The sequence below is a fragment of the Mesorhizobium sp. B2-4-14 genome, assembly GCF_006442155.1.
In the GTDB taxonomy this organism is placed as follows: domain Bacteria; phylum Pseudomonadota; class Alphaproteobacteria; order Rhizobiales; family Rhizobiaceae; genus Mesorhizobium.
This window is the reverse complement of record NZ_VFVA01000068.1, coordinates 1-10,192: the sequence shown is the minus strand read 5'-3', so window position 1 is coordinate 10,192 and position 10,192 is coordinate 1. Positions and strand designations below refer to the sequence as shown.

The 10,192-nt window shown below is 62.9% G+C and carries 17 protein-coding genes; 9 read left to right on the top strand and 8 right to left on the bottom strand.

Going from position 1 to position 10,192, the window contains the following annotated elements:
• Positions 1-393 precede the first annotated feature (393 nt).
• Positions 394-795: a hypothetical protein gene (locus tag FJ938_RS28950; RefSeq protein WP_140608161.1), complete on the top strand. Its 402-nt coding sequence runs from the start codon at positions 394-396 to the stop codon at positions 793-795.
• A gap of 3 nt (positions 796-798) precedes the next feature.
• On the opposite strand, the gene FJ938_RS28945 is transcribed toward FJ938_RS28950, so the two are convergent.
• The 3 genes from FJ938_RS28945 to FJ938_RS28935 all read right to left on the bottom strand — a co-directional run bounded on the left by FJ938_RS28945 (position 799) and on the right by FJ938_RS28935 (position 2,255).
• The gene (locus tag FJ938_RS28945; RefSeq protein ID WP_140700023.1) at positions 799-1,230 is read right to left on the bottom strand and encodes a heme-binding protein; all 432 of its coding nucleotides are present in this window, start codon (positions 1,228-1,230) and stop codon (positions 799-801) included.
• 193 nt (positions 1,231-1,423) lie between these two features.
• Positions 1,424-1,657, bottom strand: a complete 234-nt coding sequence (locus FJ938_RS28940; protein WP_140700020.1) for a hypothetical protein — start codon at positions 1,655-1,657, stop codon at positions 1,424-1,426.
• 76 nt (positions 1,658-1,733) lie between these two features.
• Positions 1,734-2,255 carry a helix-turn-helix domain-containing protein gene (locus tag FJ938_RS28935; protein WP_140700018.1) on the bottom strand — a complete coding sequence of 174 codons (522 nt, stop codon included), beginning with the start codon at positions 2,253-2,255 and terminating at the stop codon, positions 1,734-1,736.
• Between the two features lie 91 nt (positions 2,256-2,346).
• Between FJ938_RS28935 and FJ938_RS28930 the strand changes: the two genes are divergently transcribed.
• From FJ938_RS28930 to FJ938_RS28910, 5 genes are all read left to right on the top strand, one after another.
• Complete coding sequence (locus tag FJ938_RS28930; RefSeq protein WP_140700015.1) at positions 2,347-3,201, top strand: alpha/beta hydrolase; 855 nt, start codon at positions 2,347-2,349, stop codon at positions 3,199-3,201.
• A 98-nt stretch (positions 3,202-3,299) separates the two neighbouring features.
• On the top strand, positions 3,300-3,956 hold the full coding sequence (locus FJ938_RS28925; RefSeq protein ID WP_140700013.1) for a glutathione S-transferase family protein: 657 nt from the start codon (positions 3,300-3,302) through the stop codon (positions 3,954-3,956).
• 5 nt (positions 3,957-3,961) lie between these two features.
• Positions 3,962-4,297: a metalloregulator ArsR/SmtB family transcription factor gene (locus FJ938_RS28920; RefSeq protein WP_140700010.1), complete on the top strand. Its 336-nt coding sequence runs from the start codon at positions 3,962-3,964 to the stop codon at positions 4,295-4,297.
• 13 nt (positions 4,298-4,310) lie between these two features.
• Complete coding sequence (locus tag FJ938_RS28915; protein WP_246673587.1) at positions 4,311-4,592, top strand: hypothetical protein; 282 nt, start codon at positions 4,311-4,313, stop codon at positions 4,590-4,592.
• The gene (locus FJ938_RS28910; protein WP_140700007.1) at positions 4,589-5,053 is read left to right on the top strand and encodes an SRPBCC family protein; all 465 of its coding nucleotides are present in this window, start codon (positions 4,589-4,591) and stop codon (positions 5,051-5,053) included. Before FJ938_RS28915 ends, FJ938_RS28910 begins: the two co-directional genes overlap by 4 nt.
• Before the next feature lie 34 nt (positions 5,054-5,087).
• Here the strand turns inward: FJ938_RS28910 and FJ938_RS28905 are convergent, their stop codons facing one another.
• The 3 genes from FJ938_RS28905 to FJ938_RS28895 form a co-directional block, all read right to left on the bottom strand.
• The gene (locus FJ938_RS28905) at positions 5,088-5,351 is read right to left on the bottom strand and encodes a metalloregulator ArsR/SmtB family transcription factor (RefSeq protein WP_027031521.1); all 264 of its coding nucleotides are present in this window, start codon (positions 5,349-5,351) and stop codon (positions 5,088-5,090) included.
• A gap of 31 nt (positions 5,352-5,382) precedes the next feature.
• Positions 5,383-6,630 carry an MFS transporter gene (locus FJ938_RS28900; RefSeq protein WP_140608145.1) on the bottom strand — a complete coding sequence of 416 codons (1,248 nt, stop codon included), beginning with the start codon at positions 6,628-6,630 and terminating at the stop codon, positions 5,383-5,385.
• A gap of 87 nt (positions 6,631-6,717) precedes the next feature.
• Positions 6,718-6,912, bottom strand: a complete 195-nt coding sequence (locus FJ938_RS28895) for a DUF1192 domain-containing protein (RefSeq protein WP_140700004.1) — start codon at positions 6,910-6,912, stop codon at positions 6,718-6,720.
• A 122-nt stretch (positions 6,913-7,034) separates the two neighbouring features.
• Here FJ938_RS28895 and FJ938_RS28890 point away from each other — a divergent pair, with 122 nt between their 5' ends.
• Both FJ938_RS28890 and FJ938_RS28885 read left to right on the top strand, forming a co-directional pair.
• Positions 7,035-8,045 (top strand): NAD(P)H-quinone oxidoreductase, encoded by a 1,011-nt coding sequence (locus tag FJ938_RS28890; RefSeq protein ID WP_140700001.1) that lies wholly within the window; start codon positions 7,035-7,037, stop codon positions 8,043-8,045.
• Between the two features lie 295 nt (positions 8,046-8,340).
• Complete coding sequence (locus tag FJ938_RS28885; protein ID WP_064987068.1) at positions 8,341-8,481, top strand: DUF1127 domain-containing protein; 141 nt, start codon at positions 8,341-8,343, stop codon at positions 8,479-8,481.
• A gap of 341 nt (positions 8,482-8,822) precedes the next feature.
• Here FJ938_RS28885 and FJ938_RS29665 read toward each other — a convergent pair whose 3' ends face one another.
• Positions 8,823-8,999 carry a hypothetical protein gene (locus FJ938_RS29665; RefSeq protein ID WP_181169212.1) on the bottom strand — a complete coding sequence of 59 codons (177 nt, stop codon included), beginning with the start codon at positions 8,997-8,999 and terminating at the stop codon, positions 8,823-8,825.
• A gap of 77 nt (positions 9,000-9,076) precedes the next feature.
• Between FJ938_RS29665 and FJ938_RS28875 the strand changes: the two genes are divergently transcribed.
• The gene (locus FJ938_RS28875) at positions 9,077-9,769 is read left to right on the top strand and encodes a DUF1013 domain-containing protein (protein ID WP_140699999.1); all 693 of its coding nucleotides are present in this window, start codon (positions 9,077-9,079) and stop codon (positions 9,767-9,769) included.
• Positions 9,770-9,832: 63 nt separating this feature from the next.
• Here FJ938_RS28875 and FJ938_RS28870 read toward each other — a convergent pair.
• Positions 9,833-10,192, bottom strand: a 360-nt coding sequence (locus FJ938_RS28870) for a WYL domain-containing protein (protein ID WP_140699997.1), incomplete at its 5' end; no start/stop codon positions are given.

The window sequence follows — 10,192 nt, the reverse complement described above, 5'->3', positions numbered from 1 at the left end:
TGACACCAATTTACAAAGCTCAATCAACGCGCAAAACAAAACCCCGCCGAAAATCGACGGGGTTCGTCAGCAGTCTGGACCGGCCTCTGGCCGGTCTTTTTGCGTTTGGTCGGCAAGGGACGTCTCGTCGGCACGGACATCGTCGAGATCGCGCCGGCACGCGATATCGCCTCGACGACGCGGGCCATATCTCTTCAATGTCATCGGTGCCGCCGTGCGCGCCGGCTATTTCAGGTGTCGAAGTCTCTGTCGGCTGCTCCCATGTCGGCCGGGCAACCGGCTGACATGGTTGTTGCATCCGGTCTTTGACCGTGTTTGCGGCCGCGCACGAAAAATCTTGACGGCATGCCTGTGGCGCATTCTACAGAAGGTGCCCCCATATGGAGACGCCAGATGTTCGGTGCCGTCCCGCTTTTGATCGTGCCTTTCGTGCTCTACAATCTCGGCCTGCTCGGGATATTCGGCGGCGGTGACGATCCGTGGGCGAGCGAGGTCTTCTCGTTCCGCATGATGTCGGGCGGGGTATTCTCGATGACGCTCGGCGACCTGATGGTGCTGATCGGGCTGATCTTCCTGTTCCTCGAAATGGTGAAGTCGGCGCGCACGACCACCGCCTCGATCATGGACCATCTTCTCTCGACGCTGGTCTTCGTCGCCTTCCTGGTCGAGTTCCTGCTGGTCAAGGGCGCCGCGCACTCGATCTTCTTCACGCTGACGATCATCGCGCTGTTCGATGTGCTGGCCGGATTCGCGGTTTCGATGCGATCAGCCAGCCGGGACATCAATTTGAATTGAGGCTCAGCCCGGATCGGCGGTGAAGCCGGCGGCCTCGATGCCAGCGATGGCCGCTGCCTCGTCATTGTCGGATGTGTCGCCGGAAATGCCGACGGCGCCAAGGACGGTGCCGGCCTTGTCGCGGATCAGGACGCCGCCGACCACCGGCAGCACGCGTCCACCCGACACGTCGGAGATGCCAGCGATGAGATGCGGGCGCTCCTTGGCGAAGGCCTCGACACGGCGCGAGCCCATGCCGATGGCCAGCGCGCCATAGGCCTTGCCGGCCGACATTTGCGGGCGCAGGAACGAGGCGCCGTCCTGGCGCTGGAAGGCGACCAGGTGTCCTCCTGCATCGAGCACGGAGACGCCCAGCGGTTTGAGCTTGAGGTCGGCGCCCTTGGCGAAGGCGGCGTCGATGATCTCAATGGCCTTTTCGAGCGGCAGCGCGGTCATGGCAGTCTCCTGTTTGAAATGGATAATCATCGGCGACCGGCCGGACGAAGCAATCCCGGTTTGGGTTGAAAATGCTTCTTGCGAGAAGGCGGGATGAAGGACTGCCCTATCCGGATCGCGCCGATGCCGTGATCTCAATGCAGTCGAGGCCACTGGCTCAAGGCCATTGGCGAGGCAGCCGGGGAAGTGCGTGTTACTTTTTCTTGGCGCGCGCAGGCTTCTTTGCGGGCGCTGCCGGTGTGTTGGCAAGATCTTCGGCTTCCTTGGCGAGCCGCAGCGCCCTCAGCTTGTCGGTCTTGGCCTTGCGCGCGTCACTCTCCGCAGCGTATTCCGCCATCGCTTTCTGGCGGACTGTCGCCGCCTCTTCCTGCTTCTTGAAGCGCAGATCGGCGCGCGCGCGGGCAGTATCCCTAGAGTTCTCAACCAAGAGTCAATCCAATCCCGTCACGTGTGATTTTCCATAGTTGTAGCAGAGCCGGCCTCTCAGCGGGGAAAATAGTTGGTCACGCGGTCGGGCCGGCGCTGAGAGCCTTGCTAGCAACCACGGCTTCATAGGCGGCCCGCAGCGTCGCGCGGACAGAAGGGCCGGACGGCGTGTCGAGCGGCGTGCCGAGATGCTCGTGGCGCAGTTCGTCCATGAATTTCTCCCACATCGGCGGTCCGCCCTTTTCCAGAAGCTCGGCGCGGATCGAGAGTTCGTCGCTGGTCGGCAGCCAGACCCGGCCCCAGGCGCCGAGATGGGCCAGGATCGGCACCAGCGTGATGGCCATCTCGGTCAGGCTGTAGATCGCCTTCTGCTTATGGCTGGGGTCGTCGGCCTTGGTCAGCATGCCAAGCTCCATCAGTCGCTTCAGGCGGTCGGCAAGGATGTTGGAGGCGATGCCTTCCATCGATCCGTTGAGCAGTTCGCGAAAATGGCGCCTGCCGCCGAAAATCATGTCGCGAAGGATGATCAGGCTCCAGCGGTCGCCGAACACTTCCAGCGACAGGTTGATCGGGCAGCCGGACCGGCGATCGAGGCTCATTCGATTCTCTCCGCAAAACCAGTTGCATTATCGTATCAGTTTTATTATCGTGCAACTGATTTCAAAATGCAATCAGTATGGGAGGATCTAAATGACTGCGATCGATCGCCCCGAAATCGTATCGGAAGCCTTCGGCGACCGTGAAAATCCCGCGCTGCTCCTGATCATGGGCGCAATGGCCTCGATGCTGTGGTGGCCGGAGGCCTTTTGCCGGAAGCTCGCGGGTGCCGGGCTCTACGTGATCCGCTATGACAATCGCGATACCGGCCGCTCGACCAAATATCCGCCGGGCGCGCCGCCCTACACATTCGACGACATGGCGGACGATGCGATTGGTGTGCTCGACAGCCGCGGCATCGGCGAGGCCCATGTCGCCGGCATGTCGATGGGCGGTATGATCGCGCAGCTTGCGGCGCTCAAGCATCCCTCCCGCGTCGCGTCGCTGACCACGATCAGCAGCTCGCCGATGGGAATGGACACCTCGCATCTGCCGCGGCCGAGCGATGCCTATACCGAGCATTCGGCCGAGGGCGCCGATGTCGACTGGTCGGACCGCCGCCAGGTGATCGACTTCATGGTCAGGGATGCCAGGGCGATCGCCAGCGTTGCGCATCCCTTCGACGGGGCCTGGACGCGCGCTTTCATCGAACAGGATTATATCAGGTCCGGCGGGTTCCTGAGCGCCACCAATCATTTCCTGCTCAAGGGCACAGACCGATGGAATGGCCGCCTGCACGAGATGAGGGCGCCGTTGCTGGTCATCCACGGCACGGCGGATCCGATCTTTCCGATCCAGCATGGCGAGGCGCTGGCAGGGGCGGTCGCCGGTGCGAAACTCCTTCGTGTCGAAGGCGGCGGCCATGAGCTGCATCCGGACGACTGGACGAAGATATCGGCGGCAATCGTCGCCCACGTCCACGCCAACCGAGGCGGCGGCAGGTCTTGACGGACGAAGTTCGCCGCAATAGTTAAGTAAATGCTTCAGTGTTGATCCGGCGAACGCGCCGGCCGGCCACCGATGAACCGCAAACAGACGAGTAAAGAATGTCCCTGACGCTGCATTTTCATCCGCTGGCCTCTTTCTGCTGGAAGCCGCTGATCGCGCTCTATGAGAACGCCACGCCTTTCGAGCCGGTCATCGTCGATCTCGGCGACGAGCAATCGCGCGGGGCCTTCCTGAAGATATCGCCAACCGGCAAGATGCCGGCGCTACGCGACGATGCGCGCGACCGCACGGTGCTGGAATCGACCATCGTCGTCGAATATCTGGCCGCGCACTATCCGGGGCCGGTCGAGCTCGTTCCGGCCGACATCGATCTGGCGCTGGCCGTCCGCCAGGCCGACCGCTTCTATGATTTCTATGTGCAGGAGCCGATGCAGAAGATCGTCGGCGATCGGTTGCGGCCGCTGGACAAGACCGATCCGTTCGGCGTCGAGCAGGCGCGCGGCCAATTGCGCAACTCCTACGCCATCATCGAACAGGAGATGCGGTCGAAGACCTGGGCGATGGGCGACACCTTTACAATGGCCGATTGCGCGGCTTCTCCCGCGCTCTTCTATGCCAACAAGGTCGAGCCGTTCGGCGACGGATATCCTGCCGTCAAGCGCTACCATGACCGTCTGTTGCAGCGTCCCGCCTTCAACAGGGTGATCGAGGAGGCGCAGCCCTACTTCAAATTCTTCCCCTACAACAACGGCTGACCGCGATGCTGCATGATCCCGCCCAGCTCGACCTGATGTTCCAGGCGCTCGCCGATCCGGCGCGGCGGCAGATGGTCGACCGGCTGTCGCGCGGCCCCGCCTCCGTCAGCCAACTGGCCGAGCCACTGGCGATGTCGCTGTCGGCGGTCGTCCAGCACCTCAATCTCCTGGAGGCGAGCGGCCTGGTGCGCACGCAGAAGGTTGGACGGGTACGCACTTGCCAGATCGAGCCCCAGGCGCTGAGAGCGGCAGAGCACTGGATCAATGAGCGGCGCCTCTCCTGGGAGCGCCGGCTGGATCGGCTCGGCGATTTCCTCGCGCAAACCAAGGACGAAAGCTGAAGGAGGAATGGCCATGTCCGCCAAAAGCAGAGCGGAATTGATCCGCTTTTATTTTGCCATCTACCAGGCAAATGCGCGTGATGTCGCCGAGACGGTACTGGCGGACGATTTCACGTTCACCAGCCCCTGTGACGATGCCATCGGCCGCGCGACCTATTTCGCCCGGTGCTGGCCGGACACTCGTTTCGCGGCGACCGGCTGCGCAGCGTCGAGGTCTATTTCGGCGCTGCCTATCGTGGCGGCGTCTTCATTCCACAGAACCAGTCGAGTTGACCAACGAGGACCCACTCCATGACCGGACGATCCGTTGTCCATTCCACCTTTGTCGTCGAGCGGAGCTACCCGGTGGCTCCGGCGAAAGTCTTCTCGGCGTTCAGCGATCCGGACGCCAAGCGGCGCTGGTTTGTCGATCCCCACGACCCGACGCCCAGCCGCCACGAAATGGACTTCCGCGTCGGCGGCAAAGAGGTCAATGCCGGTTGTCCGAGCGATGGGCAGATGCATTTCTTCAACGCGGTCTATCAGGACATCGTGCCAGACCGGCGCATCGTCTACAGCTATGAGCTGCTGTTCGGCGAAACCCGCGTTTCGGTGTCGCTGGCGACGATCGAGCTCGTGGTGGAAGGCGAGGGCACGCGGCTTGTGATGACGGAGCAGGGTGTCTTCCTCGACGGCCACGACACGTCAGCCCCGCGCGAGCATGGAACGGGCGAATTGCTCGACGCGCTTGGCGCTTTCCTGGACGGGCAAGCCTGATTTTCGAGGTGCGTTGCTGATCAGGCGATGTGGATCAGGCTTCCCAGAACTGATCGAGCCAGATGTTGAGCTTCAGGAAGCCGGCGTTGCTTACCGTATAGACCCGCCGCGTGCCTTCAGCCTTGGCGTTGACCAGTCCGGCATCGAGCAACACTTTCAGATGCTGTGATACGGCCGGGCGCGAGACTGGTAGCCCAGCCGCCAATTCGTTGACGGTCTTCGGACCGCGTCGAAGTTCTTCCAGAAGATGGCGCCGATTGGGGTCGGCGATCGCCATGAAGGCGTCGGAAAACATCATGCCTCATTTGTGAGGCAAAGTTTTTCAAATCTCAACTGCTTGCTTCTGCTTTTCTTCTTGGATCGAGCCGCAATGCTTCCGGGGTCACGGAGCGGTCTGCCGGTTGCGTCTTGAAGGCGTCGCGATCCTCGATCGGCACCGGAGCGCGGCGGCTGATGCGCAGCAGGGTATAGCCGGCCAGAGACAAATGCGCGAAGGCGGTGGCCAGGAACAGGCCCTCCGGTCGCATCCAGCCCATCAGCGCCGCCGCCAGCAAGGGGCCGATCATGGTGCCGAAACCATAGAGCAGCAGCAGGCCGCCCGAGACCTTGACGAAATCCTCGGCACTGGCGTGGTCGTTGGCATGCGCCACGGCGATCGAATAGAGCGTATAGGCGAAAGCGCCGTAGGCGGCAGTCAGCACGATGACGAAGCTGGCGGAGCGCGGCTCGAACAGGAAGATGAGAACCGCAACCAGCGCACCGCCGAAAGCGGCACCGGCCAGCACGAAACGCCGGTCGGTCTTGTCGGACAGGCGCCCGGCCGGAAGCTGCATGGCGGCGCCGGCAACCACCACCAGGCTCATCATCAAGGCGATCTCGGCGGTGGAGATGCCGATGCGGGCGCCATAAACCGCGCCAAGCGTGCCCCAGGCGCCGTTGGCGATGCCGATCAGCAGGCAGGCGATCGCCGACACGGGCGAATTCGCATAGAGGCTTTTGACGTCCAACTTGACGTCCTGCAATGGCTTGGGGGACGATGCCGTCGACACCGCGGTCGGGATCAGCGACAGGCAGAACAGGATGCCGGTGATCATGAACAGCGAAGCCGATTTCACGTCGCCGCCGGCGACGATCATCTGCCCGCCCATGATCGAGGCGTAGGTGACCATCATATAGAGGCCGAAGACGGTGCCGCGGTTCTCGTTGGTGGCTTTCTCGTTCAGCCAGCTCTCGATGACCATGAAGGCGCCGGCCATGGTGAAGCCGGTGAAGGCGCGCAGCAGGATCCAGATAGATTCATTGATGACGAGGCCAGTCAGTAGCGCAATGATCGCGCCCGCCGCGGCGAAGGCGCCAAACGCCCTGACATGGCCTGCACGGCGCACCAGGCGCGGTGCGAAGAAACAGCCGGTGACGAAGCCGCCGGCCCAGGCCGTGCCCATCAGGCCGAGCGAGGCGGTCGAGAAGCCTTCCACTTGGCCGCGCAGCGGCAAAAGCAGGCCGTGCAGGCCGGATGCCGCCAGCAGGAATGCGGTGCCGCGAAGCAGGGAAAGGATCGGTCTGTAGGTTGCGAGCATTTTTTGATCCGGCTGGACTCTGGGAGGGAGGCAGGTCTGAAGACAGTCCCATTCGGGCTTTTCGGCGGCGGACCTTCGACCTGCGGCCTATCCGCGGCGGAACAGCGCCTCAGCGGCTGATTTGGTGCTGTCCTTTGCCTTGAGTTCGGCCTCGAGCCGGGCGATCTCGTCGCGCAGGATGCCGATGCGCTCTGACAGTTCGCCGGCGGAAAGCAATGCCAGGTCCTGCCCGATCTCGTGCGGGCGCGCCTTCTTCCTGGGGTCGTCGTCGAAGATCGCCATCGTCGCTCCTCCCTTGCTCACGCCAGACTGGCCATTTGCCTGATTTGCCAATGAGCATACATAGGGCAGGGACGTCGATGCAAACAGCCGATCGAGAAGCGGCGAGGAAGACGGGAAATACCATGGCGAGCGGACAGACAATTCCGGCGAAGATGACGGCCATCGCGATCTCGGAGCCGGGCGGCCCACGGGTGTTGAAACCGGAAACGCGCGAGGTGCCGCAGCCCGGCCCCGGCGAAATCCTGATCAAGGTGCATGCCGCCGGCGTCAACCGGCCCGATGTGCAGCAGCGCAAGGGCGCCTATCCGCCTCCGCCGGGAGCATCGGACCTGCCGGGCCTCGAAGTGTCGGGCGAAGTGGCGGCCCTTGGCGACGAGATATCGCGCTGGCGCATCGGCGACCGGGTCTGCGCCCTTACCCCCGGCGGCGGCTACGCCGAATATGTCAAGGTTCACTCCGGCAGCGTGCTGCCACTGCCGGCCGGCTTCACCCACACGGAAGCGGCCGCTGTGCCGGAAAACTATTTCACCGTCTGGCACAATGTGTTTGAGCGCGGCGGCCTGAAGAAAGGCGAGACGCTGCTGGTCCATGGTGGCTCGTCCGGCATCGGCACGACGGCGATCCAGCTTGCCTCGGCCTTCGGCGCTTATGTCATCACCACTGCCGGCAGCAAGGAGAAGTGCGACGCCTGCCTGAAGATCGGTGCCGACCGCGCGATCAACTACCGCGAGGAGGATTTTGTCTCGGCGGTGAAAGGGGCGACAGGCGGCAAGGGCGCCAATGTCATCCTCGACATGGTCGGCGGCGACTATGTCCAGCGAAACTACGAGGCCGCGGCCGTCGAGGGCCGTATCGTCCAGATCGCCGTTCAGGCCGGCGCAATGGCGACCGCCGACTTTTCCAAGATCATGGTCAAGCGGCTGACCCATACGGGGTCGACGCTGAGGCCGCGCACCGTCGAATTCAAGGCGGCGATCGCAGCGGCGCTGGAAGCGCAGGTCTGGCCGTTGCTCGGCACCCGCAAGGTTGCTCCCGTCATGGACATGATCTTCCCGCTTACCGATGCCTGGCGGGCGCATGAGCGGATGGAGGAGGGCGATCATATCGGCAAGATCGTGCTCGATGTCGGCTAGAACGCATCGATGTCCAGGTGAAGCCGGCCTGCAAACGGCAGTCTCCCGTGCTTCCGGCGTTCAGGTACTTTTAGTAAGCTCCGCTCAAGGTTCTCGGAACCTGCCGTTTTCGACTCGGGCCTGACCTGAATCGGGACGCGTTCTCGGCGTTTCGTCCTTGCTTACAAAGTGAACAGAAGCTTAATGCTGCAATGCAGCATTTGCATCATTGCTATGCAAAATCGGCCGTTCAAGTCCTGATCGATGATGACTATCTGTGCAGCATCGAAACGAACACCCCATTTGGAGGACTATCATGAACCCGATCCGCGCTTTCCGTAACTGGCGCATGTACAACGAGACCGTGCGCGAACTGAACCGCCTCAACGCACGTCAGCTCAGCGATCTCGGCATCAACCGCGCCGACATCGAAAGGATCGCCCGTCAGGCGATCTGATTTCAAGCGCGTGACCCGGCCGCAGGGCCGGTCTCATGCCGGCAAGTAGAGCTGTCGCAGACGTTTCTCGTCTCCGGTTCCGAGCCCGCTGGACATCGTCCAGCGGGTTTTGTTTTTTTGCGAATGGCTGTTTCAGCGGGCCGTTGTCCATGCGCGGCAACACCCGAATCCCCGGTCCGGTTCATTGCGTTCCGGCTGCCGCTCACAGGCTGCCACCCTAATCCCTCATATCCTGCCGCTGCGGCGTTCGGCGGACTGTTCGACCTGGCGCCAGCCGAGGCGCGCTGGCTTCGGCGCTTTCGCGGGGCGAGCCCTGATGGAGGCCGCGGCAAGCGACAACATCACCATAAGGTCGGCGAACCTTTCTCGAACGCATATTCGCCAAGACCGGAACGCGCCAGCAGAGCCAGCTTGTCGCGCTTCTCAAGAGCGCGGAGCGATCCCGGTAGCCGCTCGGTTGTGGTTTCAGGTGGATGCATCCAAAAACGTTGCGAAACAGCAAGGGAACGGTTATACAAGCCGCGAATTTCCCATTTTGGTGGCTCTAAACCACCGCCCGCGCGGGAACGCGGGCGAACGAGAAGGATTTTTTAAAATGGCCAATACGCTGCTGATGCCCAAGGCGACCGCCGTCTGGCTGGTCGACAACACTGCGCTCTCCTTCGAGCAGATCGCGCAGTTCTGCGGGCTGCATCCGCTCGAGGTCAAGGCGATCGCCGACGGTGAGTCGGCGCAAGGCATCAAGGGCATGGATCCGATCATGACCGGCCAGCTGACCCGCGACGAGATCGCGCGCGCCGAGAAGGATCCGAACCACCGGCTGAAGCTTTCCGACCCCAAGGTGCGGGTGCCCGAATCCAAGCGCAAGGGGCCGCGCTACACGCCGCTGTCGAAGCGTCAGGACCGGCCGAACGCCATCCTTTGGCTGGTGCGCAACCATCCCGAACTCAAGGACGCGCAGATTTCGCGACTCGTCGGCACCACCAAGTCGACGATCGAGCAGATCCGCGAGCGCAAGCACTGGAACTCGGCCAATCTGCAGCCGATGGACCCGGTGACGCTGGGGCTCGCCTCGCAGATCGACCTCGACATGGAAGTCAACCGCGCCTCGCGCGGCCGCGAACAGGCGCCGCCGGTCGGCGACACGCTGCTGCCGGCGGCTCTGACCGAGCGGCTGGTGCCGGCTCCCGAAAAGCCGAAGGACGAGGATGCCGAGCTTGACGCCAATGCCGTGTTCGCCAAGCTCTCGGCGCTGAAGTCCAAGAACGAGGACGCCGACGACGAATAGGGTTTGCGACAGATCAATAAAAAAGCCCGCGTCGCGCGGGCTTTTTTATTGGGATACTTTTTCTCAGCTTCGCGCCGCACGGTCCGGCGCCATGCCGTAATCCTCGCTGCGTTCCACCGCCCGGTAGAAGTCGGCAAGCTGCTTGCCGCGCTCCGGCTTGAAGATGCGGCCGGCGATGACCACCGAGGCGATGCGGTCGATGCGGAAGGCGCGGAAATCGTCGCGCATCTCGCACCAGGCGACCAGCGTCCACACCTTGCCCCAGAACCACAGGCCGAGTGGCCTGATGTCACGCGCGGTGCCGCGGCCGGCCTCGTCGCAATAGTCGATGGTCAGTACCTGGCGCTTCTCGACCGCGCGCTCGATCAGGTCGATCGCCTCGCGGGCGGCGTCGCTGACGACCCACATCGGCGTGTGGATCTC

Excerpts from the sequence above, each read along its gene's own strand:
- FJ938_RS28945 (WP_140700023.1), bottom strand. The coding sequence starts at position 1,230 with ATGACCGCGCTGCCGCTCGAAAAGGCCATTGAGATCATCGACGCCGCC.
- FJ938_RS28905 (WP_027031521.1), bottom strand. The coding sequence starts at position 5,351 with ATGATGTTTTCCGACGCCTTCATGGCGATCGCCGACCCCAATCGGCGC.
- FJ938_RS28915 (WP_246673587.1), top strand. The coding sequence starts at position 4,311 with ATGTCCGCCAAAAGCAGAGCGGAATTGATCCGCTTTTATTTTGCCATC.
- FJ938_RS28885 (WP_064987068.1), top strand. The coding sequence starts at position 8,341 with ATGAACCCGATCCGCGCTTTCCGTAACTGGCGCATGTACAACGAGACC.
- FJ938_RS28925 (WP_140700013.1), top strand. The coding sequence starts at position 3,300 with ATGTCCCTGACGCTGCATTTTCATCCGCTGGCCTCTTTCTGCTGGAAG.
- FJ938_RS28920 (WP_140700010.1), top strand. The coding sequence starts at position 3,962 with ATGCTGCATGATCCCGCCCAGCTCGACCTGATGTTCCAGGCGCTCGCC.
- FJ938_RS28875 (WP_140699999.1), top strand. The coding sequence starts at position 9,077 with ATGGCCAATACGCTGCTGATGCCCAAGGCGACCGCCGTCTGGCTGGTC.
- FJ938_RS28890 (WP_140700001.1), top strand. The coding sequence starts at position 7,035 with ATGGCGAGCGGACAGACAATTCCGGCGAAGATGACGGCCATCGCGATC.
- FJ938_RS28950 (WP_140608161.1), top strand. The coding sequence starts at position 394 with ATGTTCGGTGCCGTCCCGCTTTTGATCGTGCCTTTCGTGCTCTACAAT.
- FJ938_RS28935 (WP_140700018.1), bottom strand. The coding sequence starts at position 2,255 with ATGAGCCTCGATCGCCGGTCCGGCTGCCCGATCAACCTGTCGCTGGAA.
- FJ938_RS28900 (WP_140608145.1), bottom strand. The coding sequence starts at position 6,630 with ATGCTCGCAACCTACAGACCGATCCTTTCCCTGCTTCGCGGCACCGCA.
- FJ938_RS28910 (WP_140700007.1), top strand. The coding sequence starts at position 4,589 with ATGACCGGACGATCCGTTGTCCATTCCACCTTTGTCGTCGAGCGGAGC.
- FJ938_RS28895 (WP_140700004.1), bottom strand. The coding sequence starts at position 6,912 with ATGGCGATCTTCGACGACGACCCCAGGAAGAAGGCGCGCCCGCACGAG.
- FJ938_RS28930 (WP_140700015.1), top strand. The coding sequence starts at position 2,347 with ATGACTGCGATCGATCGCCCCGAAATCGTATCGGAAGCCTTCGGCGAC.